25 protein-coding genes and 2 rRNA genes (1 of these 27 running past the window's edge) are annotated in these 26,369 nt (G+C 40.9%); 5 read left to right on the forward strand and 22 right to left on the reverse strand.

The window, feature by feature from the left end:
- Window positions 1-11: 11 nt before the first annotated feature.
- The 10 genes from THMIRH_RS09175 to orn form a co-directional block, all read right to left on the reverse strand.
- Window positions 12-734: a DsbC family protein gene (locus THMIRH_RS09175; protein ID WP_173291809.1), complete on the reverse strand. Its 723-nt coding sequence runs from the start codon at window positions 732-734 to the stop codon at window positions 12-14.
- 82 nt (window positions 735-816) lie between these two features.
- The gene (gene xerD / locus THMIRH_RS09180; RefSeq protein ID WP_173291810.1) at window positions 817-1,743 is read right to left on the reverse strand and encodes a site-specific tyrosine recombinase XerD; all 927 of its coding nucleotides are present in this window, start codon (window positions 1,741-1,743) and stop codon (window positions 817-819) included.
- A gap of 126 nt (window positions 1,744-1,869) precedes the next feature.
- Window positions 1,870-2,214, reverse strand: coding sequence for a 50S ribosomal protein L19 (gene rplS, locus THMIRH_RS09185; protein ID WP_173291811.1), 345 nt, complete (start codon window positions 2,212-2,214; stop codon window positions 1,870-1,872).
- Window positions 2,215-2,317: 103 nt separating this feature from the next.
- Window positions 2,318-3,040, reverse strand: coding sequence for a tRNA (guanosine(37)-N1)-methyltransferase TrmD (trmD, locus tag THMIRH_RS09190; RefSeq protein WP_173291812.1), 723 nt, complete (start codon window positions 3,038-3,040; stop codon window positions 2,318-2,320).
- Window positions 3,040-3,588, reverse strand: coding sequence for a ribosome maturation factor RimM (gene rimM, locus THMIRH_RS09195; RefSeq protein WP_173291813.1), 549 nt, complete (start codon window positions 3,586-3,588; stop codon window positions 3,040-3,042). Before rimM ends, trmD begins: the two co-directional genes overlap by 1 nt.
- Before the next feature lie 34 nt (window positions 3,589-3,622).
- Entirely contained in the window at window positions 3,623-3,865 is a 243-nt protein-coding gene (gene rpsP, locus THMIRH_RS09200; protein WP_173291814.1) for a 30S ribosomal protein S16, read from the reverse strand.
- A 219-nt stretch (window positions 3,866-4,084) separates the two neighbouring features.
- The gene (gene ilvC, locus THMIRH_RS09205) at window positions 4,085-5,101 is read right to left on the reverse strand and encodes a ketol-acid reductoisomerase (RefSeq protein WP_173291815.1); all 1,017 of its coding nucleotides are present in this window, start codon (window positions 5,099-5,101) and stop codon (window positions 4,085-4,087) included.
- Window positions 5,102-5,173: 72 nt separating this feature from the next.
- On the reverse strand, window positions 5,174-5,665 hold the full coding sequence (gene ilvN, locus THMIRH_RS09210) for an acetolactate synthase small subunit (RefSeq protein ID WP_173291816.1): 492 nt from the start codon (window positions 5,663-5,665) through the stop codon (window positions 5,174-5,176).
- Between the two features lie 10 nt (window positions 5,666-5,675).
- Entirely contained in the window at window positions 5,676-7,379 is a 1,704-nt protein-coding gene (locus THMIRH_RS09215; RefSeq protein WP_198415223.1) for an acetolactate synthase 3 large subunit, read from the reverse strand.
- Between the two features lie 180 nt (window positions 7,380-7,559).
- The gene (gene orn / locus THMIRH_RS09220) at window positions 7,560-8,111 is read right to left on the reverse strand and encodes an oligoribonuclease (protein WP_173291817.1); all 552 of its coding nucleotides are present in this window, start codon (window positions 8,109-8,111) and stop codon (window positions 7,560-7,562) included.
- Window positions 8,112-8,189: 78 nt separating this feature from the next.
- On the opposite strand from orn, the gene THMIRH_RS09225 reads away from it, so the two are divergent.
- From THMIRH_RS09225 to rsgA, 3 genes are read left to right on the forward strand one after another with little or no spacing between them, the layout of a single operon-like run.
- Entirely contained in the window at window positions 8,190-9,434 is a 1,245-nt protein-coding gene (locus THMIRH_RS09225; RefSeq protein ID WP_173291818.1) for a M48 family metallopeptidase, read from the forward strand.
- Window positions 9,435-9,462: 28 nt separating this feature from the next.
- Complete coding sequence (locus THMIRH_RS09230; protein WP_173291819.1) at window positions 9,463-9,807, forward strand: 4a-hydroxytetrahydrobiopterin dehydratase; 345 nt, start codon at window positions 9,463-9,465, stop codon at window positions 9,805-9,807.
- Window positions 9,808-9,812: 5 nt separating this feature from the next.
- Entirely contained in the window at window positions 9,813-10,808 is a 996-nt protein-coding gene (rsgA, locus tag THMIRH_RS09235; protein WP_173291820.1) for a ribosome small subunit-dependent GTPase A, read from the forward strand.
- A gap of 15 nt (window positions 10,809-10,823) precedes the next feature.
- Here rsgA and THMIRH_RS09240 read toward each other — a convergent pair whose 3' ends face one another.
- Window positions 10,824-11,003 (reverse strand): hypothetical protein, encoded by a 180-nt coding sequence (locus THMIRH_RS09240; RefSeq protein WP_173291821.1) that lies wholly within the window; start codon window positions 11,001-11,003, stop codon window positions 10,824-10,826.
- Window positions 11,004-11,236: 233 nt separating this feature from the next.
- Between THMIRH_RS09240 and THMIRH_RS09245 the strand changes: the two genes are divergently transcribed.
- Entirely contained in the window at window positions 11,237-11,542 is a 306-nt protein-coding gene (locus THMIRH_RS09245) for a c-type cytochrome (protein ID WP_173291822.1), read from the forward strand.
- 155 nt (window positions 11,543-11,697) lie between these two features.
- The gene (locus THMIRH_RS09250; RefSeq protein ID WP_173291823.1) at window positions 11,698-11,994 is read left to right on the forward strand and encodes a c-type cytochrome; all 297 of its coding nucleotides are present in this window, start codon (window positions 11,698-11,700) and stop codon (window positions 11,992-11,994) included.
- A 104-nt stretch (window positions 11,995-12,098) separates the two neighbouring features.
- Here the strand turns inward: THMIRH_RS09250 and THMIRH_RS09255 are convergent, their stop codons facing one another.
- The 11 genes from THMIRH_RS09255 to THMIRH_RS09305 form a co-directional block, all read right to left on the reverse strand.
- Window positions 12,099-13,526 (reverse strand): DNA recombination protein RmuC, encoded by a 1,428-nt coding sequence (locus tag THMIRH_RS09255; protein ID WP_243831427.1) that lies wholly within the window; start codon window positions 13,524-13,526, stop codon window positions 12,099-12,101.
- Window positions 13,527-13,568: 42 nt separating this feature from the next.
- Complete coding sequence (locus tag THMIRH_RS09260) at window positions 13,569-14,156, reverse strand: hypothetical protein (RefSeq protein ID WP_173291824.1); 588 nt, start codon at window positions 14,154-14,156, stop codon at window positions 13,569-13,571.
- A gap of 2 nt (window positions 14,157-14,158) precedes the next feature.
- Complete coding sequence (locus tag THMIRH_RS09265; RefSeq protein WP_173291825.1) at window positions 14,159-14,800, reverse strand: hypothetical protein; 642 nt, start codon at window positions 14,798-14,800, stop codon at window positions 14,159-14,161.
- The gene (locus THMIRH_RS09270) at window positions 14,784-16,343 is read right to left on the reverse strand and encodes a hypothetical protein (RefSeq protein WP_173291826.1); all 1,560 of its coding nucleotides are present in this window, start codon (window positions 16,341-16,343) and stop codon (window positions 14,784-14,786) included. Before THMIRH_RS09270 ends, THMIRH_RS09265 begins: the two co-directional genes overlap by 17 nt.
- Window positions 16,344-17,549: a type II secretion system F family protein gene (locus THMIRH_RS09275; RefSeq protein WP_173291827.1), complete on the reverse strand. Its 1,206-nt coding sequence runs from the start codon at window positions 17,547-17,549 to the stop codon at window positions 16,344-16,346. It lies immediately after the preceding gene.
- Window positions 17,550-17,605: 56 nt separating this feature from the next.
- On the reverse strand, window positions 17,606-19,291 hold the full coding sequence (locus tag THMIRH_RS09280) for a GspE/PulE family protein (RefSeq protein ID WP_173291828.1): 1,686 nt from the start codon (window positions 19,289-19,291) through the stop codon (window positions 17,606-17,608).
- 1 nt (window position 19,292) lies between these two features.
- Window positions 19,293-21,140, reverse strand: a complete 1,848-nt coding sequence (locus tag THMIRH_RS09285) for a tetratricopeptide repeat protein (RefSeq protein WP_173291829.1) — start codon at window positions 21,138-21,140, stop codon at window positions 19,293-19,295.
- Window position 21,141: 1 nt separating this feature from the next.
- Window positions 21,142-22,815 (reverse strand): type II secretion system protein GspD, encoded by a 1,674-nt coding sequence (locus THMIRH_RS09290; protein WP_173291830.1) that lies wholly within the window; start codon window positions 22,813-22,815, stop codon window positions 21,142-21,144.
- Between the two features lie 22 nt (window positions 22,816-22,837).
- Window positions 22,838-24,274, reverse strand: a complete 1,437-nt coding sequence (locus THMIRH_RS09295) for an ExeA family protein (protein ID WP_173291831.1) — start codon at window positions 24,272-24,274, stop codon at window positions 22,838-22,840.
- Between the two features lie 99 nt (window positions 24,275-24,373).
- Window positions 24,374-24,488 (reverse strand): 5S ribosomal RNA (gene rrf / locus THMIRH_RS09300).
- 203 nt (window positions 24,489-24,691) lie between these two features.
- A 23S ribosomal RNA gene (locus tag THMIRH_RS09305) occupies window positions 24,692-26,369 on the reverse strand; it runs 1,183 nt beyond the window's last position.

Here is a 26,369-nt window from a genome sequence, read left to right on the forward strand (position 1 = left end):
AACTAGAGGAATTAACTCGGTTTATTCAATAACTTAATGAGCTCGTTTGCTGGAACATAACCTGGTAATAACTCACCAGATTCCAACAAGATTGCTGGCGTGCCATTCAAACCTAAACGCTGAACTTGGGACAAATGTGATGCAATTGGATTGGCACAAGTTTTAGCTGGCACAGGCAGTTTATTCATGGCATCGTCCATGACTTCGGTGGGTTTATCAGAACACCACACAGATACCGCTTTATTATAAGAAGCAGAACCGACGCCTGCTCTTGGATAAGACATATAACGCACACTGACACCTGCTTCATTCAATGCAGGCACTTCGTGATGAAGCTTAGTACAATAAGGGCAGTCAATATCGGTAAAAATGGTCACTTGATGCTTAACAGTTCCCTTAGCAGGATAAACAATCATCGACTTTTCATCAAACCCCGCCATGACCTTTTTATAGGCCGCTGTTTGCGCCAACTCCGTTAAATTTTTGCGGGTTGCCAGATTAATAAAACTACCACTGAGCAAATACCCGCCATCTTCCGACATATAAACCACTTGGGTATCGACAGTCACTTGATACAAGCCTTTAATAGGTGTCTCAACAATCAATGCTTGCTCAGCATCGGGAATCATTTTGGCCAATTGTTTTTTAATATTTGCCGTGTCCGCCATAACTGGCAATGAAACCATCAGCGCCAGACCCAAACTCCATTTTTGTAACCTATTTTTTTGCTGCATACTCAGTCCTGCTATCACCGTAAAATAAACTGCAAGCGTATCACAACAATTGTAAAAAACAATGAATCAAAGATGAAAAGCATCACCCTCTTGGGTGATGTTTATGATGCAGGGCTTGCAACCTTGCCTTGGCCACATGGGTATAAATTTGAGTTGTTGATAAATCGGCATGACCCAACAGCAACTGCACGGTTCTTAAATCAGCGCCATGGTTGACCAAATGCGTGGCAAAAGCATGGCGTAAGCTGTGAGGTGATAAATTCATCACAATACCCGCTTCTGCGGCTAAATGTTTAATGCGATGCCATAATGTTTGGCGCGTCATAGGACGCCCGATTCTGGATACAAAAAGCGTCCCTACCCACTTCTGCTTAACCAAACTAGGACGCGAAGTTTGTAAATATTTTTGCAACCAATCAATGGCCTCTTCACCCACAGGCACGATACGTTCTTTATTACCTTTGCCTGTAACCTGCACCAATCCGGCTGACAAGTTAATTTGTTCATAAGGCAACTCAACCAACTCAGAAACCCTTAAGCCTGAAGAATAAGCCAACTCCAAAATGGCTCTATCCCGCAAACCCAAAACCGATAATACATCAGGCGCATTGAGCAATGCCTCAATTTGAGATTCGCTGATTACTTTAGGAATCATGGCACTCAGCTTGGGGGGCTTTAATAGCGCCGCCGGGTCTTGAAGAATTAAATTTTGCACCACACAAAATTGATAAAAACGCTTAAGACTGGATATCGCTCGGGCAATCGATTTAGGTTGCTTATCTTGCTCGAACAGCGCAAAAACATAATCCTCTAATTGGGCTGAAGAAATGCTCAAAAGATCTGAAAAACCCTGTAAATTTAACCAGGCCTGGTAGTTTTTAAGGTCATTTTGGTAGGCTGAAAGCGTGTTTTCACTCAATCCATCCAGGATTCTTAGGGATTGAATAAACTGCACTATTTGCGGTGCTAACTTTGTCTGTGGTTTGGAGGTTTTAATTGATTTCGTCATACCGCAAAGTATAGAAAAATTTTAACCTTAGGGTTTGATTAGTTTTCAGAAAACAAAAAAGCACTCCGAGGAGTGCTTTCTGCAGTGACACAAGGTGTTTGGGCAGTTGCCCAAACGGCTTTGTGATTACACTTTTTCTCTGATACGCGCAGCACGACCAGAAAGATCGCGTAGGTAGTAAAGCTTTGCGCGACGAACCGCACCACGACGCTTAACAACAACGCTTTCAACTAATGGGCTGTAAGTTTGGAAAGTACGCTCCACACCTACACCGTGAGAAATTTTGCGAACGATGAAGTTAGAGTTTAAACCACGGTTTCTTTTAGCAATTACAACACCTTCATAAGCCTGTAAACGCTCGTTGTTACCATCTTTTACTTTAACTTGAACCACAACTGTATCACCAGGTGCAAAATCTGGTAGTTGTTTGGTCATTTGTTCTGCTTCAATACGCTTGATGATATCGCTCATCTTTAAGCACTCCATATCTATCAGAGAGTCTATCTCTGAATTTTTATTTATCCAACATTCGGCAATCTAAGCCCAGAGGTTGAATCCAAATTGTCTTACAAAGTTATTTGGCGTTATCCGCTAAATAAACTTCATATAAATCAGGACGACGATTTTGCGTCCTTGAAATTTTTTGTGCGTGGCGCCATGCATCAATTTTAGCGTGATGACCTTCCAACAGTACATCCGGCACTCGCATGCCATCAACCTCTTCAGGTCGGGTGTAATGTGGGCAGTCTAACAAACCATCCGAAAAAGAATCCTGCACCGCCGAAAGATGATGACCAAGGGTACCAGGTACCAAACGGATCACCGCATCCATCATCATCATGGCAGGTAACTCTCCGCCGCTCACGATGAAATCACCTACGGCAATTTCTTCGTCTACTTGCGAATTGATGAATCGCTCATCAATCCCTTCGTAGCGTCCACATACAATCGTAATGTGCGACTTTTGCGCCAACTCTGCGACTTTTTGTTGTGTCAAGGGCTTGCCTTGTGGCGACATAACTATCACATGAGTTTGGGCTTTTTCTTTCGAAAGTTCGCCAGCAATATCTTGCTTAATGGCATCGACGGTGTCCTTAAGCGGTTGATACATCATCAACATCCCAGGTCCGCCGCCATAAGGTCGGTCATCAACAGTTTGATGTTTATCCTGCGTAAACTGGCGGGGATTCCAAGCTTTAAACTCGTAAAGCCCCTGCACCAAAGCACGCCGAGAAACACCTGATTCCGTTAAAGCAGTAAAGGCTTCTGGAAACAGGGTAATCACATCAAAACGCATTAACCTTCCTGATTGGTTTCATCAACCTCTTCTTCTAAATCCCAATGAACATAAATGCGCTTATCTTCTAAAGAAATTTCTTCGATATAAACATCAAATACATAGGGAATTAAAATCGTGGTTGATTGAGCTTGATCAACAACACGCAGCACATCATGTGCGCCTGTCTCGACCAATTCGGTCACCGTTCCAAGCAAAACATCATCTTGGTTGATCACTTCACAACCCATTAGATCACGCCAGTAATAGACATCATCGTCTCTTAACGCATCTAATTGGTCAGGCGTGATGGAAATTTGCGCACCCATAAAAGAACGCGCAACTTCCCTATCCTCTATGCCTTTGAGCAAAGCCACCACAGCTTTACCCCCTTGTTGTGTCTGACCATCCAGCACATCAAAGGGTTTCCACTCACCTTGAATGTTTAACCACCAAGGCGAATAGTTAATAATATTATCGCGGGGTTCGGTATGGGAAAATACTTTCACCCAACCTTTCACCCCAAAAACACCATTAATTTGGCCAACAATAATTCTTTCGTCTTTCATTGATTGACCTTAGACTACGACCGTAATACTTAAATTACTTGGTAGCTTGCTTAATGACGCTTTTTACGCGTGGGCTGATTTGAGCACCTTTAGATACCCAGTATTCAATTCTCGCCATATCAAGACGGCTAACTTCTTCTTGTCCACGAGCAACTGGGTTATAAAAACCAACTTGTTCAATGAATCCACCTGTTGCTGCATTACGAGCATCAGCGACCATAACACGGTAATAAGGGCTTTTTTTGGCTCCACCACGGGCTAAACGAATAACGACCATTGTATTTCTCCTATCTTGATCGGCGAGGCTAGGAATTCCTAGCCACTATTTCTTCTACGAAAAGCCAGTTTTACTAGACTTTTCTACTTAAAAACAAAGAAGCGGAATTATAGTGATTTTTTGATTCAATATCAAATACTTTACTCAAAATATCCCAATAAAAAAACCCGGACTTGCCGGGTTTCTGTGTCTAATCATAACGCCTTAAGACGCAATGGATTAGTTTTTGTCTTGGTCAACAATTTTGTTAGCTGCAATCCAAGGCATCATGGCGCGTAATTTGCCGCCCACAACTTCAATACCATGCTCTGCGTTTTGACGACGACGCGCAGTCATTGAAGGATAATTTGATTGCCCTTCTAAAATAAACTGCTTAGCGTATTCACCAGACTGAATGTTAGCCAAAGCTTCACGCATAGCTTTACGAGACTCGTCATTGATGACGCGTGGGCCAGTCACATATTCACCGTATTCTGCGTTGTTAGAAATTGAATAGTTCATGTTGGCAATACCACCTTCGAACATCAAATCAACAATCAACTTTAATTCGTGCAAACATTCGAAGTAAGCCATCTCAGGTGCATAACCTGCTTCAACCAAAGTTTCAAAGCCTGCTTTAACCAACTCAACTGCACCACCACATAGAACGGCTTGCTCACCAAATAGGTCAGTTTCACACTCTTCACGGAAAGTGGTTTCGATGATACCTGTGCGTCCACCACCCACACCAGAAGCGTAAGATAGTGCAACTTCTTTTGCCTTACCAGAAGCATCCTGATGAACCGCGATTAAGTCAGGAATACCACCCCCACGAACAAACTCAGAACGCACTGTATGACCTGGTGCTTTTGGCGCGATCATGATGACATCTAAATCTTTGCGTGGAACGATTTGGTTATAAATAATGGCAAAACCGTGAGCAAATGCAAGAACAGCACCTTGCTTGATGTTTGGCTCAATTTCTTGCTTGTACAATACGGATTGAAATTCATCTGGCGTTAAAATCATAACCACATCAGCGCCAGCAACCGCTGTTGCAACATCAGCCGTTTTTAAACCGTAACCCTGTGCCTTCTTAATAGAAGAAGAACCCGCGCGCAAACCAACCGTAACATCTACACCTGAATCTTGAAGGTTAGCGGCATGTGCATGGCCCTGAGAACCGAAACCAATGATGGCGACTTTTTTGCTTTTGATGATTGATAAATCACAATCTTTATCGTAATAAACTTGCATGTTGTTTCCTTAAATAAGTTTGGCGACCAAGTCGCCAAAAGGGTTATTAAATTAAATTTGAAATCTTTTCAATCAAATATGAAGTGATTTTTCGCCGCGCATCAAACCAACAGTTCCAGAACGAACCGTTTCAATGATGAGCCCAGAGTCAATGGCCTCGATAAAAGCATCTAGCTTTTGGCTTTCTCCAACCAACTGAATGGTGTAAATGGTGCCATTAACATCCACAATTTGACCACGGAATATATCGGTTAAACGCTTAAACTCTTCACGCATCTCGCCCGTTGCAGATACTTTAATCAACATCAATTCACGCTCAATGTGATTACCTTCAGATAAATCAACCACCTTAACAACATCTATTAAACGGTTAAGGTGTTTAACAATCTGTTCGATTTGCTGTTCAGAACCACTGGTTACCAAAGTCAAACGCGATAGGGTCGCATCTTCTGTCGGTGCCACATTCAGAGTATGGATGTTGTAACCACGCGCTGAAAATAGCCCAGAAACGCGAGATAACGCACCAGATTCGTTTTCCATAAGCATAGAAATAATATGTTTCATCTTATTACTCCTATACCAAAATCATTTCATTAAGCCCTGCACCAGCAGGAATCATTGGATAAACGTTTTCTTGTTGATCCGTCATGATGTCGACAAACACCAAACGGTCTTTGTATTTGTCAGAGAAAATTTCTTCTAACTGTGACATCATCAATTTTGGATCTTCAATGCGCACCCCAACATGTCCGTAGGCTTCAGCCAACTTCACAAAATCAGGTAATGAATCCATGTAAGACATGGAATAACGGCGATCATAGAAGAACTCTTGCCATTGACGCACCATTCCCAAGAAACCGTTGTTTAAGCAAATAATCTTAACCGGCAAACCGTACTGCATACAGGTTGAAAGCTCTTGGATATTCATTTGAATAGAGCCTTCACCTGTCACACAAATAACCGTAGCATCTGGGAACGCCATTTGTGCACCCATGGCAGCAGGCAAACCAAAGCCCATCGTGCCCAATCCACCTGAGTTTAGCCAACGACGCGGCTTGTCAAACTTGTAGTATTGCGCAGCAAACATTTGGTGTTGACCTACATCAGATGACACATAAGCATCACCCTTAGTGACTTCATACACGGCTTGCATGGCTGCTTGAGGCTTAATTTTTTTGCTTAACTTATCAAATGCCAAGCAATCAACTTTGCGCCAAGTATCAATTTGCTCCCACCATAAAGCCAGCGCTTCTTGGTCAGGTTGCGTGTCCATCTTAGCCAATACATTCAGCATTTCTAGCAACACTTGGTTGACAGGTCCGACAATCGGAATGTCTACCGCAACGTTTTTAGAAATGGAAGCAGGGTCAATATCCACATGAATGACTTTTGCTTCTGGGCAGAATTTTTCCAAGTTCCCAGTCACACGGTCATCAAAACGAGAACCTATCGCAATGATTAAGTCAGAATTATGCATAGCCAAATTCGCTTCATAAGTACCATGCATGCCCAACATACCTAAAAATTGTTTGTCATTAGGTGGGTAAACGCCCAATCCCATCAAGGTATTCGTGACGGGATAACCCAATTTTTGCGCTAATTCACGCAAAGCATCAGAAGCATCACCAAGAATGACCCCTCCACCGGTATAAAATATCGGTTTTTTTGCGCTAAGCATCATTTCGACGGCTTTTTTAATTTGTCCGCTATGCCCTTTTGTTACAGGTATGTAGGAGCGCAAATCAACTTCTTGTGGATATTCGTAGGTGCTTTTGGCGTTTTGGACATCTTTTGGAAGGTCAATGACAACTGGGCCGGGTCTGCCTGTTGTGGCGATGTAGAATGCTTTTTTGAGCGTACTCGCTAGATCATTGACGTCCTTAACTAAGAAGTTGTGTTTGACAATGGGTCTTGTGATTCCAACCGTATCAATTTCTTGGAATGCATCCAAGCCAATTAATGCGGTTGGCACTTGCCCGGTGATGACAATCATAGGAATAGAATCCATATAAGCTGTCGCAATACCTGTAACAGTATTGGTTGCACCTGGGCCTGAAGTCACAAGAACCACTCCTGGCTTACCTGTAGAGCGTGCATAACCATCTGCAGCATGCACCGCAGCTTGTTCATGACGAACAAGAATATGCTTTAAAGTTTTGGCGTCAGTATCCAAGGCATCATAGATTGGCAATGCCGCTCCGCCTGGATAACCCCATATGTGCTCTACGCCCTCGTCCTCTAAATAATGTATGAGAATTTGGGCACCAGTCATTTCCACAACTCAGTCCTCCGTTAAGTTCAGCTATCTCGAATACCTTAGATTCAAAATACCTGAAACTGAAAAAATACAATCACTTACAAATTAGCAAGTGGAAAGATGAGATTATATCTAAATTTAATTGTTTTATAAAGCCAACAAATTCATTTCAATTGAAATCTTGGCAATTCTTGAGCGCTTTTATTGCGCAACACCAGACAGCAAGAACTGTCGATAGTGCTTGAGCTCGTCAATCGACTCGTAAATATCATCTAACGCGAGATGCACACTCTTCTTTTGATGAGAAGAATAAACCTGGGGTGCCCAGCGCTTTGCCAATTCTTTAAGCGTGCTCACATCTAAATTGCGGTAATGAAAAAACGCCTCTAGTTCTGGCATTTCTTCTATTAAAAAACGACGATCTTGGCAAATACTGTTGCCACACATGGGTGATTGCCCTTTGGGCACATACTGTCTAATAAACTCTAATGTGGCCAACTCGGCTTGTCGTAAAGTGATGCCACTCTCTTGAACGCGCTTGGTAAGACCAGAATTGCCGTGGTGGGTGGTGCACCATTCATCCATCGCATCTAACCTAGCTTGCTCCACATGAATGGCCATAACAGGTCCTTCGGCAAGTACATTGAGGTTCGCATCCGTGATGACTGTGGCAATTTCGATGATGGTGTCATGACGCACTTCTAAACCCGTCATTTCCAAATCTATCCAGATCAAATTATTTTCGGATTTCATTTTCACCCCCATGCCCTGCTGAATTTGCTTTACAATATTTCGTTTATTATTAACTGATTTGATAAAGTACACAACACTATGACTTGGATTACCACTCTCTTTATCAGCACCCTTGTGCTTAACTTGGCCATTGAAACTTGGTTAAACATTAAGAATCAGTTTCATATTTCACAACACCGTAACGCTGTGCCTGAAGATTTCAGTCAAGCAGTCAGCCTAGAAGCGCATCAAAAAGCGGCCGACTATTCCAGAGCCAAATTGCAACTCTCTCGCTTTGCGCTTTTTTTTGATGCGGCCATCTTGGTATTTATGACATTAGGTGGTGGATTCCAAGACATTTATAACGCATGGCTTGGTACCGAACTCGATGCCATCTGGCGCGACCTTGGCTTTTTACTCTCAACTCTGTGGTTTTTGTCATTGCTGCATTTACCTTTTGCAATCATCAGCACTTTTAAAATTGAAACCGAATTTGGCTTTAACAAAACCACACCGCTTAAGTTTATAACAGACTTAGTGAAAGGCTGGGCACTGATGCTCGTGCTAGGTGTGCCACTCTTATGGCTTGTTTTAAGCATTATGAGTGCTTATTTTGACCAGGCCTGGTGGTTTTACACTTGGATTGTTTGGATGGGATTTAATTTATTATTGCTTTGGGCTTATCCAAAATGGATTGCGCCCATTTTTAATAAATTTACCCCACTTGAAGACGGTGAAATGAAACAGCGTATTGAAGCGCTTTTAGAAAGAACAGGCTTTGAATCCAATGGTATTTTTGTGATGGACGGCTCATCTCGCTCTGGGCATGGCAATGCCTACTTTACTGGGTTTGGAAAAAACAAACGCATTGTCTTTTTTGACACCTTGCTTGAAACCTTATCCCCCGAAGAAGTTGAAGCCGTATTGGCGCACGAACTCGGACATTTTAAACACGGCCACATTAAAAAACGCCTAATTGAAAGCTTTGCACTGAGCTTTATTGGCCTAGCTTTATTGGGTTGGCTGGCACAACTGCCCGAATTTTATAGCAGCTTAGGCATGACCACGCAAACGCCAGCATCGGCTTTACTTTTGTTTATGACGGCGCTGCCAGTGGTATTTTTCTTTTTAAGCCCGATTAGCGCAATTAAAAGTCGCAAACATGAATTCGAAGCCGATGCCTTTGCCGCAAAGCATGTCAGTGCACAACACTTAATCTCCGCACTCCTTAAAATGTATCGCGACAATGCCAGCAGTTTAACGCCAGACCCAAGTTACTCTGGCTATCACGACAGCCATCCGCCGGCAAAAATTCGTATAGATCATTTAAAGTCACTTGCTTAAACACTCTATTATTTCTAAAGGAAACACCATGTTTGATTCAAACATCCCTCTTAAAGACCAATCATGCGAAGAAATCGTAAAAGGCAGCAAACCGCTGATCATTCCAACCATTGAAGGCTATATGAATACCATTCCGGGATGGGAAGTGGCACTCAGTTACATGACTCTGGATAAAACCTTTAAATTTAAAAACTACCACCAAACCATCTCATTTGTGAATGCCGTTACTTGGATAGCCCATAAAGAAGACCATCACCCGGAAATTTGCTTTGGTTACAATGAATGCAAAATTAAACTGACAACTCATGCTGTCAAAGGCGTCACTAAAAATGACTTTATTCTGGCTGCTAAAATCAATGCATTGCTCGATTAAGCGCTATGTCTAAACGCAAACTGAGCCAACAGCAACAACGCCGAATTTCAAACAATCAACAAGCCATCACCGAAAGTGCTGAAACACTCCAAGATTCAGAAGAAGGCTTGGTCATTACCAACTTTGGTAAACGCATTTTGGTCGAGTCGCAGAGCGGTGAGATTTATAACTGCACTATAAGACAACACCTAGGCAAACTGGTTGCGGGCGATTTGGTTACTTGGCAACCTGGCTTAGAAGACAAAACAGGCGTTGCGATAGCGGTTACGCCAAGACGCCATGAGCTCAGCCGCCCTGGGTTTCGTGGCCAAACGCGCATGGTTGCTGCCAACATTGACTGTATCGGTATCGTGGTGGCGGTTGAACCGGGTGTTCATCCTGACATGATTGATCGTTATCTAGTTGCTGGACATCAATTGGGCTTACCGATGTTTATCATTCTAAACAAAATCGACCTCATTGAGTCTGACGAACACTGGGAAGCCATTTCAGAGCTGCTTATTCCCTATTCTGAAATGGATATAGAAATCATTCCCGTTTCTAGTATTAGTCAAGAAGGCTTAGATGAGCTTGAAGATAAACTATCGCATCAAAACGGTGTCTTTGTGGGGACTTCTGGCGCGGGTAAGTCATCCTTAATTAATGCTTTAATTCCTGACATAGACATCAAAATAAACAGCCTCTCCGAATCCACAGGCCTTGGAAAGCATACTACCACCAACAGCATTTTGTACCATCTTAATCGCGGTGGTAATTTAATCGATTCACCAGGGGTTCGCCAATTCACCCCTTCCCCTTGCGAGTTACATCAACTAGAAGCAGCTTACCCAGACTTTGCCGAGTTTTTAGGCAAATGTAAATATCACAATTGCACGCACAGCATAGAACCGAATTGCGCCATTAAAGACGCTGTTGAAAATGAGCAAATTTATGTCAGTCGCTACCAAAGTTTTCAACGACTTCGAGAGGATTTTAAAGAGGCTTTACAAACAACACCCTAGCCTTAAACTAAAATCTTACTGACTTGAAACAAACCAAACCGAAACCATGTAGAGCAATGCCGTAGAGCCTAAAATAGCGACTATCCAAAACAAAAATATCAAACCTATATGCATGGGTTTTCGGATCAATTTCATAATAACCCAGCTGATGCCCGTCATAATTAACACCAATAACCACAGTCGAATAATCGTCATAACCAACCTCATATTTAAAACTTATAACTGCCTTAGAATAACTTAAATTGGATTGGCCTGCTTGTTTGGATATTTAAAGCCATTAATTTACAACCCTTGACTTAAAGCCACATTTTCTTCATTACATTTAAGCCTTGCTCAAGAGTATTGTCTTGACTATAATGCTGCACTAGTCTGTAATATGACATAAGGGTTTAACCCTAAATTTGTAATCGTGCTTAGGAGAGTACAGTATGAAAAAATTATTCGTTGCTTTAGCTACAACTGGTTTATTAACTTTTGGCGCAGCTGCACAAGCTGGTGATGTTGCTGCAGGTCAAGCATCTTATGCTACTTGTGTTGGTTGTCATGGTGCCGCTGGTGAAGGTGGAGTTGGTCCAAAATTAGCTGGTCAAGCTGCTGCTGACATTTCACACAAATTGCACCAGTACAAAGCTGGTGAGCAAGTTGGTCCTATGACTTCAATGATGGCTCCTATGGCTGCTGGTCTTTCTGATGCAGACATCGCAAACATCGCTGCTTACACTGCAAGCCTATAATAAACTCTTTTGAAGTTTAGCAAAAAAGCCGCTTTAAGCGGTTTTTTTGTTTATGTCATTGTAAACTTGCTTCAAAACATTCAACTTGACCCCACAGTTAAATCGCTATAAATTAGTGTTTGATTAAATTTTTTGGATAAACCTTGAGAAACCTTATGAAAAAACAGATTTTATTGACACTGGCCACTTCTATAATCTTCAGTAGCGCAGCCATGGCAGAAATGCCCGCTAAGGCAAAAACTTGTGTTGGCTGTCACGGTGCAGACGGTAATAGCTTAGTGCCAAATTTCCCTAAATTGGCAGGCCAACATGCCGCTTATCTAGAAAAATCTTTAAAAGATTACCGTGATGGTTTTAGACATGATGCAACCATGAAGTCTTTTGCAAAAGGACTGAGCGATGCAGAAATTAAAGATTTGGCGGCCTACTTCTCGGCTCAACCCGCTAAGTAATCTACCAATCGGATTTTAGACTCTCCATTCACTTTTGCTTGGTATCGTTAACTAAAACATACCAAGCAACACTTTCTTAGCTAACTAAGCTGCAATGTCTTTCTTTACTCATCTAACAAATCTGCTTCGGCCAAAAGCTCAGTCGGAATTTCTTTTTTGGTTTTACCCGCCAGTTCTTTTAGCATTTGAGCTTGCCTCACCAAATTTCCTGAACCTTGGAATAATTGATTTTTAGCTGTATTATAGATCGTCTGCGCATTCGACAGCTGCTTACCAACCTTTTCAAAGTTTTCAATAAATCCAACAAACTTATCATGCACTTCTGCCGCACGCTTAATCAACTGCTGAGTGTACTCAGATTGTCTTTCATATCGCCACAGCTGCTCGATGGTTTTGAGGGTCGTAAACAAGGTTGTAGGGGTTATTACAGCGACTTTTTGATCAAATGCCTTTTCAAAAATCGAAGGATCTGACTCTATCGCCATTAAATATGCCCCTTCTATGGGTATAAACATCAATACAAAATCTGGCGCGGTGATTAAGTTTAGATTTTGATAACTTTTTTCAGCTAAAGTTTTAATGTGTCTTGATAAACTCGATAAGTGTTCTTGAGCATGCTTTTTAATTTCTTGAGGAGAAGCGGCATTTATTGCCAACTCATAGGCGGTTAAAGAAACTTTTGCATCGATCACGATATGTTTTTGACCTGGTAGATTCAAAATAACATCTGGCCGCATACGATGCCCATCTTCCTCTAAAACCTTTTCTCTCTCAAACTCAACACCCTTTCTTAATCCCGAGGACTCTAACAATTTTTCTAAAATCATCTCTCCCCAATTACCTTGTAGCTTACTATCCCCTTTTAAGGCTTGAGTCAGGTTCTTAGCATCATCAGACATACGACTGTTTAACGCCTGGAGCTGTTTTAATTGTTCAGCCAGTGAAGCGCGACCTTCTAAATCTTCTTTGTGAACCAATTCAATACGGTCTTTAAACTGTTGCATAACCTGTTGCATCGGCTCAATCATACCGCCAATTAAGGTCTTGCTTTGCTGAGTTATTTGAACTTGCTTAGTTTCCAATACATCTTGCGCCAGTCTTTGAAACTCTTGAGACATTTGTTGTTTGGCTTGTTCAAAAATTTGCAGCTTTTCCTGATAGGCGTCTTGCTCTTTAATTAGAGTCACCTGATTTTCAGCTAACTCAACCCTTAAGGCTTGATACTTGCCTTGCAAGCTCTCAAAACTCTCTTGTTGACTTGTGATAAGGCTATTTAGGGAGGCGACCTGAGCTTCAAGTTCGTCTATTTTTGCGGCGAGTAATTTAGATTGTAATTCGTAGGGTTGTAAAAGCGCCAATTGATGCTCAATTTTCTCATTGATCATATTCTTTTCAAGCAATTGTTGCTGAAGTTGCTCTAAGGCTAATTGCTGCAGGCGTCTTTGATGATATTGATGCAGAGAAATAAAAATTAAGATTAAAACGACAACGAAGGGAATATACAAAGTGAGGGTTTCTAAATTGAATGTCACTTGGACTCCTTAAATAAGCCCCATTCAAGAATAGAGATGAGGCTAAAGTTCGGCTTTTGTTAAAGACGCTATTGTTAGCGGCAAAGTTAATGCCGTCAAGTTTTTTGATAGGTCATTGTCAGCTTGCGCGACCGCCGGCAAATCTTCATCATTAACCGTTTTGACAAGCGTTTTTTTACTCACCCAATAGGTACTGCCAACAGGCACTTTTACAAGTTTACCTGCCACAGAAAAAGCAGCTTCATATTCTGAAGTATGTTTTAAATCCAACCACCAATCTTTATACTTAGGCGTGTGGTATGCGCCGTTAACTCTGACTTTTTTCAACCCATCTGGATTAATGACGATACTGGAAACCTCAATTTTTTCAGGCAAAACAATAACGACCGTTTTGACTGGCATTTTGATGGCATCAGCAGCAGTATTATTTTTATCCAAATAATCTGAACGCATTTTTTCAATTTCCATGCGTTGTTTTTCGGTCATAAATATTTTTGTCTCAGGGTAACGCGTATAAGGGGTTACCGTTGAGACAGGGGTATCCTGTGCGTTTTCAGCAAAACTACCAAGCGACGAAATACTTAGTGATAATCCTAAACTGAATAACGCTAATGCATTTTTCAGTTTCATGATTAACTTCCTGTTTTTAGCTCACTCGGTTTGGCTTGGAATACAATTAAGGAACACTCGCCCAAAATATTTCCGTTGAGCGGATTAAAATCTAAGTGTTCACCAGCTTTATATGGCATCTCTAACTTACACTTTTCAACAAAAAAGTGAGGCGAGATCTCCTGAGAAATTAAATCCATCATTTTCAATAAGTCCACATCAGTTTGTAGACCAAAAGCGAGATTAATTCGAGTGTAGTAGAAAATGTCTTTTTTAATCAATTGACTTTTCAAATCTGTCTTTTTAATCAGTTGCTCTGGTTCTATCAGTATCTTTAAACCCGATATCTGCAAGGCTTCAGTAACTCTTAACAGACCGTCAACCCAGGCAACTCGATCAAAATCTTTTACCAGCCCCTTCTGCATAACAGCGGCATACTGGTCACCATATTGAAGGTAAAGCGCCTCTTGATTTCTTAAGAAACGAACCTTCTGGAGTAATCGTGTTGCTTCTTGAGTGGTCGATTGATAGGTGGCTTCTTGTTGTCCTAGCCATTCGCTTTGCAGCATAATGCTTGAACTTAATAATGTCGCACCGATTAAAAGGACCAGGCCTGGTAGAAATATGAAGCGCTTAACTAAAGGATCGTTAAGGGCTATCAACATAGTCCACCTCAAAGCTTAAACTAAAAGGTAGGTGATCGATTTCATGATCCAAACTCATTGCAAAGGACTTATTCAAATTCAACTCCAAGGGGGTTTGTAATAAATTCACATTTTTCACATTTGGAAAAGCCTTGGTATCGGCAATGAACTTATCCAAGTTTGCAACGGTCGGTTTAAAAACCCCTTTAAAAGGACCAATTTCGCCTTCTAAAGTCACCTGTAAAGACATAGCATCATATGTGCCAACTTGCTTCCATTGCATCTTGGTTAGTTGAATTTCGGGATGTGCTTCTAGCACTTGATGGCTGAAAGCAACTAGGTCAAACCCTAATCGCTTTTCAGATTTAGACTGGATTACTTTTTTTGAAAAATCAACAATTTGTTTAATGTCCTCAGCATCAAACTTCATTTGGATTGTTTGCTCTATTCTTTGTATTTCTTGTAGATATTGGCTTTTTTTAAACTCTAGATCTGTCACAGACTCATTCAATACCTGAGAGTCAATCCATTGCATACCACTGTAATAAACGCCTGCCGATAACACGATCGCTGTAAAAGCCGTTAGCAGCGTTTTGTACTGTAGTAGCTTATTTACCTTTTGGGTAAGCGAGTTTTGATAAAAACCTTTTGGTTTTTTATTAAAAATATAATTTGCTAAAACTTGTCTAAAAACTAAAGGCGTTGATTTGTTTTTTTGATTAACAATCTGGCCATAATGACAGGCTGATAAAACAAGTGAATCTAAATCCCAAGAGTTTAAGACGACCTTTTCACGGTAGAGATTTAAGACAAGCTCAGATGAGGCATCATCGTTATCAACATACACCAATGCCACTGGCGTGTTGTACTCCAGTAATTTTTGAGTATAGGTGTAACGGATAATCAGTGCTGCTTCATCAATAACGGCATAAATGATGGCAAGATCGTTTTCAATATTGCGATCAACTTCAATCATACGAGTTAATTGAACCTGGCCCTCATTCAGTAGCACTTGTCTAAATATGAATTTAGACTCTCTAAACATAAGCAACATGGGTTGCTTAGCTTTTTTGGCCGATATACTGAGGGATTTTCGAATATTTTCTGCAAATAAACCTTCAATCAAGAAGGTTGTTGAATAGATAGACTTTAGAATTAACCGCTGACTTGCAACATAGTTAAAAAACTTGGTTAGGAAGTCTGTTTTAGTGACTGAAGCAATTCTCGCCTCTTGTTCTTCTCTACCCTGCTCATTCTTGCGATAATGAGGGTTCCACACAAAATGAACAAATGCTGCACCTTCAGCATAAAGCTTTTGTGACTGGCGCTTTTCAATGGAACCCTTTTCCCAAGGCAATAACTTGGGATGCCAATCCGTTTTAATGACTTCGTCATTAAAGTCCAAGCACACGCCTATAACGGAATCGACAGGCAAAGTCTGTAAAAACGCTTCTAATTCTTCACTTTCATTCCATGAAAACAAATGGTCATCAACAACATCTGCCTGATCACTTCGTGCAGTAACTATGACATTTTCTTCATTAAGGAACAGTAAAAAATCCATTTATTGAACGCCTGAAATAGTATCGTAAATTGGACCTAGCACAGCCATCATGACCCATCCAACCACAACAGCCATAACCACTGTCAAAATGGGCTCTATCGCTGGCTCAATTTTATCGATGGTTTCTTTAGCGGCAACATCATAAAAGCGACTGACTTCGTGCAAAGCCTCATCCATATTACCGCTTAATTCGCCAACCTTAACCATTCTTGTCGCCATTAAGGGCATGACTTTAGCATTCATAAAAGCCTCATTAATGGATGAACCCTCTTCTATTAATCTGATGGCCTGACTAATATTGTTCTCGATATAACTGTTACCAACCACACTGGAAGACAGCTTTAAGCTTTCAATAAAACTCACTCCGGCTGCGTACATAACCGCTAAGGAATTCGAAAACCTGGCAATCTTAAGCTGATACATGACCGGACCAAACAACTTAATTTTCAACAAGGATTCATCAAACCAGAGCCTAAAAGCATGAGAGCGTTGCAGCCATTGTTTGATAATTAGGACAATAATGAAAGGTGAAATAAGAATTTCTATCAAATGATTTTGAATAAATTCGGAGGTTGCAATTAAACTTAAAGTCGCAAACCCAAGCTCACCACCCATTTCTTTAATAAAACTCAACATCTGTGGAACCACAAAAACCATCATCAAAATAACGACAGCGAGTACGACAAAAGCGACGATACTGGGGTAAATCATGACTTTTTTAGCTTTTGAAATTAAGCTCTCTTCCCACTTAAGCATTTCCTCTAGGTTTTTTAAAATGCTTTCAAGCTGCCCTGTTCGCTCCCCAACCGCTAACAAAGATAAATACACTTGCCCAAATTCAAGTTCATAGGGTTGTAGCGCCTCAGATAAACTATCTCCGCCCTCCATTGACTCATAAACATTTGCAAGCATTTCTTGTACGGCAGGATTTTCATAGGTAGTACGGAGATCGTTGATAATTTCCATCAAAGAAACGCCCGCTTTTAAGAGCTGTCTTAACTGAGAGGTAACGATAATGACATCTCGCCGTGTCACGCGTTTACGCGAGAAACTCGAAAAGATACTGGCTTTTTTTTCAGAAAAGCTCAATAAATCAATATTAGCAGAGGCAAGTCTTTGCTCAAGGTCCAGCGCATTATCAGCCTGAACAATACCGCTGACGCGTTTGCCATGTTGATTGATACCGCTGTATTTATAATTAATCAATTGGATACCTTGAGATTATTCACAGACTCAGCATGAAGCTAACTCATGCATAAGTCTTAAAGTAGTTCAGTTAAATCGACAACGCGACTGATTTCTTCTAAAGTCGTGTGCCCCGACTTCACCCATCGCAAAGCACTTTGCGTCATGGTAAAAAAACCCTGTTTAACAGCCTGAGCCAAGATCTGGTGCTGGCTAGCACCTTCTAAAAGCAAACTGTCCATTTCTTCTGTAAAGCGCAAGGTTTCTAAAATCGCCAGTCGACCTTTGTAACCCAATCCCTTACAAGCTTCGCAACCACAAGCTTTATAAAGCACAGGTTTTTCATGAGGCTCAAAACCCAACAAGCTGAGTTCAAAGGCCTCAGGTGTATAGGCTTTTTTGCAAGATTCACATAATTTGCGCGTTAGACGCTGCGCAACGATGCCAATGATATTCCCTGACAAAATAGAGCGGGTTACTCCAATATCCAATAAACGAGGAATTGAGCCTATGGCTGAGTTAGTATGCAAAGTAGCAAAAACTTGATGCCCTGTCATCGCAGCTCGCATTGCCATCTGCGCAGTATCTCCATCACGAATCTCACCGATCAGAATAATATCTGGATCTTGTCGCAATAAGGATCTGATACCCGCAGCAAAAGTTAGACCAACATCTTCATTAACAGCTGTTTGACGGATTAATGTCATCGGATATTCAACTGGATCTTCGAGTGTCATAATGTTGACACCCATTTCATTCATCTCATTGAGCATTGAGTAAAGCGTGGTTGTTTTACCTGAACCCGTTGGACCAGTGACCAACAAAATTCCGGTAGGGCGCGCCATCATTAGCTTTAACTGTTGGAAACTGTGCGGATCTAAACCAAGATTTTCTAATGGAACGATACCTTTATCACGATCAAGAATACGCAAAACAAAGTTTTCACCATGAGTACCAGGCAAAGAAGAAACCCTGAAATCAATACGACGCCCATAAACAATCAAGTCCATATGCCCATCTTGCGGCAATCTTTGGTCAGTCAAATCCAAATTACTAACCACCTTCAAGCGTACCACTAAACTGGACCACAAAGACTTATGCAATAAACGAATTTGCTGCAAGACACCATCAATGCGATAACGAATGCGAATGTAATGTTCTTCAGGTTCAAAATGGATATCAGAAGCGCTGTTTTTGACCGCGTCCGTTAAAATGCTATCAACCAATCTCACCATTGGCTGAGAATATTCTGCTTGATCAGAGAGGCTATAATTATCAACTTGGCCAGTTTCTAACTCATGAATAATGCCGTCGATAGAGAGTTCATATCCATAATAGTAGTCAATAGCCGTTTGAATTTCTTTAGCAACAACTAATACAGGGGCTAAACGAATATCTTTTTTGATATGACGACGAATTTTATCCAGCAAAATAATGTCATCAGGATTCGCCATAGCCAGCTTCAATTGATCACTACCTAGGCTGATTGGCATAATGAGATTGGCGCGGGCAAAAGCTTCAGAAATCAGCTGCAAAGCATCAGAATCAGGGACGACACCCTTAAGTGACATCGAGGAATAACCTACCGCGTCACCAATGGCCTCACGAGCAGCTTCCTCAGTTAAAAATCCTAGGCTTGATAAAGCTTCACCTAGCTTTTTTCCTGTTTTTTTTTGCTCGGCTAATGCAATGCGCAGTTGGTCGGCAGAAACCAAGCCCTTTTCGATCAGTTGTTCACCGATACGTACAGGTTTAATCGCCACGCTATTTCTCCGCTCTTAAAAACTGCTGAATTGCGAGTATACGACTTTTAACTTGGGCAGAAGAAGGCAGAGGATTGCGCTCTGATGCCAAAACTAAGGCTTTTTGATAATAACGAATTGCTAATCTGTATTGCCCAAGATGATCTAAACTAATCGCTAAATTCAAAGCAAATTGCATATTGTCAGGCGCTAATTCAAGCGCTTTGAAGAAGTTTTCCTGAGCATTAACCCAATCTTTGCGTTTTACATACAAGTTACCCAGTGAAAAGTAGAGCGTCGCATCTTGTGGATTTTTATTAATTTGTGACTTAAGTACTTCGGACCAATCCTCATAGTTACCTGCCGCAGCTCTCAATGCAGTCAACGCAACTTGTAACTTTGGATGATTCGGATCAATTTGTTCTGCGCGTTGATAATATTCAAATGCCTTTTGATTATTTTTTTCATGAACCGCTATGGCTCCAAGACCAAAAAGGGATGCAAAAGCTTTGGGGTTTTCATCTAACGCCTTTTGGTAATAGAGTTTAGCGACACTATAATCATGATTCAAATAAGCTTCATAAGCAATTTGCTCATTCGAAATATTGGGTTTCGAATCTATAACCAATGAAGATTTATCTTTTTTAACGGGTTTAGGAGCGGCTTTAACAGGTGTATTATTTTTTATAACCTCAATCGTTTTTACGGGCGGTTCAGAAGGTACAAACTCAAACTTTGTAATGACCTGCTGCACCTGTGCATCATCAGAGTCTAAAACAGGATTATCTTGCTTTGAATCAGTAGCAGCTGGTCCATCTGCAGGCTTACTCATTTCATCCTTCTGACTTTTGTCAGACTTAGGTAATTCAGCATTCGACTTAGCAGGCAAATTGAAACGATTCAAACTTTGTTGGGCAGTTACTTTTTGCTCTTCGTAATAAGTCATCAAATAAAAAACGATACCTGTTAACACTAAAAGAATTAGCAAAACAATTAAAAGCATCTTAGAGCGGATTGAAGGGGCTTTAGAGGATGACTTTTCAAGACCCTTTAAAATTTTTCCAGATGTCGATGCTTGCTCTGGACTGACTTGTTGCTTGTACACGGGAATATTAGCCAAACTCCAGTCAAAATCATCAACTTGCTCTTTATCAAGAATTGAAACCCTATCAACCGTTGGTTTTTCAACCTCAGTGGTGGAATGGGTTGAGCTTGATGAAAAATCGCTAGTATCTGTTAATTTTGGTTTTTCAGGTAAAGCTTGTTCATCATTTTCAATAGGCAAAGACGCCTCTTCTTTTAAATGATCTTCATGTGAATAAGCGTCAACAAGCGTTTCAGAAGTTTTTATACTTTCTTCGACTTCTATATCTGGAACTAAGGGGGCAGACTTAAGTTCTTCTTCATGATTATTGACGGGCATTATTTCAAAGGAAATTGCTGGCTCTGAAACAGGTGGGTCTAAATCATCTGCAATTTCTTTAGAGGTAGCTACCTCATCATGGTCAACTAAAGAGAAGGGAATGGTTTCTTCTAATTGATCTTCTTCATTACTTTCATTAGAGCGTTTATCTGATGTGTTGCCGTCAACTTCGTTCAGCTGTTCTGTAACAGGAGAAGCCTGATCAGATTGATCGGACGAGTCGTTTAAATTTAACTCAAACAGGTTAAGAGGCGCTGAACTAGCTGGCAGTGTATCTTGTGGTTTGGTGGCATTAGCATTAGTTTCTGCAGTTAAACTTAAATTAAAATTTTGATCTGAGCCTGTTTTAGTGTCTTTTACAGCGTCCGGTGTATCTTGAGACAAAACACTCTTCTGTTTTGTTTTTTCTTCAGCAGCTTTTTTTAAGGCTTCTAATAAGGCGCTCATATTACTTAATCGCCGTAGTATTCATGGTTTCAGTATTAAGAAACGGTTTAAGAGTTTGTAAATCACCAAAATTAACATCTGGGTTCATAACAACTATTGGCTTTATAAAAACAACCAACTCATTCTTTTTAATCGTATCATCTCTATAAGCAAATAAATCCCCAATACCTGGCATACTGCTCAAGCCAGGAATCCCTGCTCTATTATTGGAATGCGTATCTTGAATCAGCCCACCGATGACTGCGGTTTGATTATTGCGCAATTTTAAAACCGTAGACATTTCTCTTTCTTGAATAATAGGAATGGGACTTTCAATACCTTGCTCACTTAATGTAGGATTTGGATCATTTCTGTAACCAATAATACGAGAGATTGTCGGACGAACATTAATTGAAACATCATTATTATCCGTTACAAACGGAGTAATACTCATCATAAAGCCCACAGGAACGGTATGAACCGTTGTTTGATAAGTTGTTAAATTCCCGCTACCATTCGTTCCAGTTTCTACATTAACCTCTACCGTAAAATAAACTTCATTATCAACAACCTTTAACAATGCTGTCTGGTTACTAACTGCCATAATTCTTGGGCTAGATAGCACCTTAGTGTCACCAAATTGCTGCAATGCAGAAACACTAAAATTGGTAAAACTATCCAAATAATTGACGCTCATACCAGGTTTATTAGAAAAATTAGTACCCGTCATTGACTGACTGGCTTGGGCATTACCACTGATTGTTGTCCAATCAATACCTGCTTGATATTCATCAGAAAGCTCTACCTCAACCACGGTAGCCTCAATCAAAACCTGTCGGTTTGAACGCTCTAATGCATTAGATAGGTAAGTTTGAATCATTTTATGATGCAATTTAGTCGCATAAACAGATACTAAGCCAGAATCACGATTAATAACGACATTAGAAATCGTCTGAGCATTATTTGAAGCCGCTGTTGCAGGAGGGTTTGTGCCACTATTAACAGCAGAGGCAGTGGCTGGATTTGCAGCTGTTTGCGAGATATTATTACGGGCTAAAGCTTCAAGGTTGGCTCTTAGAGACTCCCAAAAATCATTTTCAGAAATCATTTCAACTTTGGTTTGTGTGTCAGCAGAACCATTGTCAACAGAAGTTGCGCCCGCAACTGCTCCTACTGTCATTTTCATGACGATAGCTTCAATACTTTTCTTTTTCAAATTCACATAATTAACTGGATAGCTCATCCAAAGTGGTGAATCTTTCGTCACTTTTATAGAGCTTTTTCCAATTTCATACAATCCAGAAACCTGTGAAACCAATCTTTCTAAAATGGTATCTAAAGGCTGATTAATGGCATTTAAAGATACTTTACCTTTAACTTGGTTATCCAAGGTTAATTCATAACCAGCATCTTTACATAATTGGAATAAAACTTCTTCAACTGGCACATTAAGTGCTGAAACGCTGTAAAGTTTATTAGATACACTTGTTTCAGGTGCGATATTAATTGGGGATAGAGTAGATATGTCTGGAATCGGGGAAGCAGGATTGTCAAAAGATTTTTCAGACGACAAATGTCCCTTAGGGTCAAATTTCTCAGAAACTTGAGGTGCAAAACCGTCACGCTTTACTTTTTGTGAACCACTACATGCGGTTAAAGCGATGATAACTAAAAGCAGTAATAAATTAATATGCACTCAAGGTTATTCCAAATAAGTTTTAAGGGATTATAGCATTTACCTCTGATAATCTAATAACTTTGAATGGTTTTCCATCATAACTTACTAAGCTTGAGGCAGAATCCATCAATATTTGAGGGCTATTAGAGTAACCATAGAAAATAATACAGTAATTATCTTTGCAAAAAGTAAATAACCTTGCTTTTTGTTCAGCCGTTAACTTTGCATTGAAAGCCATAAATGGTTGTATTAAATCATTTCTTTTTCCCTTCATTACAACCAATGTATAAAAAACCTTTGGTAAGCTTTCATAAATGTTTTGTGTAGATTTTTGAAAGTTTATAAATGCTTCTTCATCTTTTGATGACTCTTTAACATCTTTATTTTGGTCTATTTCAACTAAAACAGGCGCTTCGACTTGTGGCAACTCATCTTGAATGGCCTCTTGCGGTTTTGGACTCACGGAATCATTTACAGTGCTTACGACTTTATCGATGTCATAATCAATGACCTCAGTTTTAGCATCTTCCATTAAAGTTTTGCGATCAAAATAATCAAGATTTAAATCAAGCTTTTGCAAATAGCTAGTCGAATTAATTACTAAAAACAAACCTAACACTACAATTAATAAAACGCCAAACAAAGCTTTTATTGACAGAAAAACATGACTGCTATGATTGTAGTTTCCTGGTAACTGTCTTAATAACTTTTTGGATAAATGATGGGTATTCTTAGAGTAAGCCAATAGAAGTAGTTTATCCGCTAAGATATTAACCGCACGAGGTAAACCCAGGGTTAAATGGGCAATTTCTTTACAAAGACTGTAACCGAAAAGGTCCTCACCAGAATATCCAGCCACTCGCATTCGATAATTTAAATATTGTTGAATTTCCTTTGCTGTAAATGGTTCCAAATGAATTGAAGAAGAAATTCTTGCCTTGAGTGGCTTAGCCTCAAGACTCTCTAAAGTAATGTCTAATTCTGTCTGCCCAAACAAAATAATTTGTAACAACTTATTTTTATCAGTTTCAAAATTTGATAATAAACGAATTTCCTCTAACAAATCTAAAGAACAAGATTGAGCTTCGTCAACTAATAAAATTAACTTAGTACCTGACAAACTGAGTTGTTTAAGATTTTCATGAATTGCTTTAAGCAGTTGATGCTTAAAATCATCGTTAGACACTTTCACGGACAATGACTGACAAATGAACAGTAAAAATTCTTTGGGTGATAAGGTTGGAGAAGGTAGAGTAATCGTCAAAAACCTGTCAGGCAGTGAAGATAATAATAACTTCAGAAGCGTCGTCTTCCCGGCACCAACCTCGCCAACGACTTTTATTATGCCCTCACCTTGATCAATAGCATATTTAAGGCTTTCTAAGCTTGCATCCCTTGATGATTGACGATAAAAATACTCCAAATCTGGCGTAATTTTAAACGGAGATTCTTTTAAACCAAAAAAAGATTTATACATGACAGCTCTTCTTATTAAGACCCGTGTGATGATAGCTCAAAACCAAAGTATAGGCAAAAAAAAACCCGCCATCAAAGATAAGCGGGTTTTAGGAATGAAGCTTGGAGATGACCTACTCTCACATGGCACCTGCCACACTACCATCGGCGCTAAGTCGTTTCACTTCTGAGTTCGGGATGGGATCAGGTGGTTCCAACTTGCTATGGTCCCCAAGCAATAGGGTTATGTTCTTACTGAAGTGTTGTATATGATTTTATTCTTAATCAACACCCTGACTCAGTAACAACTGAATTTAGAATAAATCTCGTAAAGAGTTTAAATTTATTAGTAACAATTTCAAATGTCTAAGCATTTTCTCAAGCTCAACATGTCATCTCAAATGTTTTAATTCAACATTCAAAGTCACTTTTGAGTTGTATAGTTAAGCCTCACGGGTAATTAGTACAAGTTAGCTTCACACATTACTGCGCTTCCACACCTTGCCTATCAACGTCTTAGTCTCAAACGGCCCTTTAGAAGACTTAAAGTCTAGGGAAAACTTATCTTGAGGCAGGTTTCCCGCTTAGATGCTTTCAGCGGTTATCCTTTCCGAACGTAGCTACCGGGCAATGCCATTGGCATGACAACCCGAACACCAGCGGTTCGTCCACTCCGGTCCTCTCGTACTAGGAGCAGCCCCTCTCAATTTTCCAACGCCCACGGCAGATAGGGACCGAACTGTCTCACGACGTTCTAAACCCAGCTCGCGTACCACTTTAAATGGCGAACAGCCATACCCTTGGGACCGACTTCAGCCCCAGGATGTGATGAGCCGACATCGAGGTGCCAAACACCGCCGTCGATATGAACTCTTGGGCGGTATCAGCCTGTTATCCCCGGAGTACCTTTTATCCGTTGAGCGATGGCCCTTCCACACAGAACCACCGGATCACTAGAACCTGCTTTCGCACCTGCTCGACGTGTCAGTCTCGCAGTCAAGCACCCTTTTACTCTTGCGCTCATTGCACGATGTCCGACCGTGCTGAGGGTACCTTCGCGCTCCTCCGTTACTCTTTAGGAGGAGACCGCCCCAGTCAAACTACCCACCATACACTGTCCCTGACCAGGATTCACTGGCCTAGGTTAGAACCTCAATAATATCAGGGTGGTATTTCAAGATTGGCTCCACAAGGACTGGCGTCCCTGCTTCAAAGCCTCCCACCTATCCTACACAGATAGTATCAAAGTCCAGTGCAAAGCTGTAGTAAAGGTTCACGGGGTCTTTCCGTCTAGCCGCGGGTACGCAGCATCTTAACTGCGAGTTCAATTTCGCTGAGTCTCGGGTGGAGACAGTGTGGCCATCATTACGCCATTCGTGCAGGTCGGAACTTACCCGACAAGGAATTTCGCTACCTTAGGACCGTTATAGTTACGGCCGCCGTTTACCGGGGCTTCGATCAAGAGCTTCGCGTTAGCTAACCCCATCAATTAACCTTCCGGCACCGGGCAGGCGTCACACCCTATACGTCATCTTTCGATTTTGCAGAGTGCTGTGTTTTTAGTAAACAGTTGCAGCCACCTGGTCTCTGCAACCCCCACTAGCTTAGAGAGCAAGTCTCATCACCGGCAGGGGCACACCTTCTCCCGAAGTTACGGTGTTATTTTGCCTAGTTCCTTCACCCGAGTTCTCTCAAGCGCCTTGGAATTCTCATCCTGACCACCTGTGTTGGTTTGGGGTACGATTCTTTATTACCTGAAGCTTAGAAGCTTTTCTTGGAAGCATGGCATCAATCACTTCGTCCATACGGACTCGTCATCAGTTCTCAGCATTAAACCCCCGGATTTGCCTAAGGGTTCTGCCTACGACCTTAAACTTACAAAACCAACTGTAAGATGACCTAGCCTTCTCCGTCCCTCCATCGCAGTAATAAAAAGTGCAGGAATATTAACCTGCTTCCCATCGACTACGCTTCTCAGCCTCGTCTTAGGGGTCGACTAACCCTACGTCGATTAACGTTGCGTAGGAAACCTTGGTCTTTCGGCGAGGGTGCTTTTCACACCCTTTATCGCTACTTATGTCAGCATTCGCACTCGTGATATCTCCAGCATGCTTTCC

Origin of the sequence: Thiosulfativibrio zosterae (assembly GCF_011398155.1) — a bacterium.
GTDB lineage: Bacteria > Pseudomonadota > Gammaproteobacteria > Thiomicrospirales > Thiomicrospiraceae > Thiosulfativibrio > Thiosulfativibrio zosterae.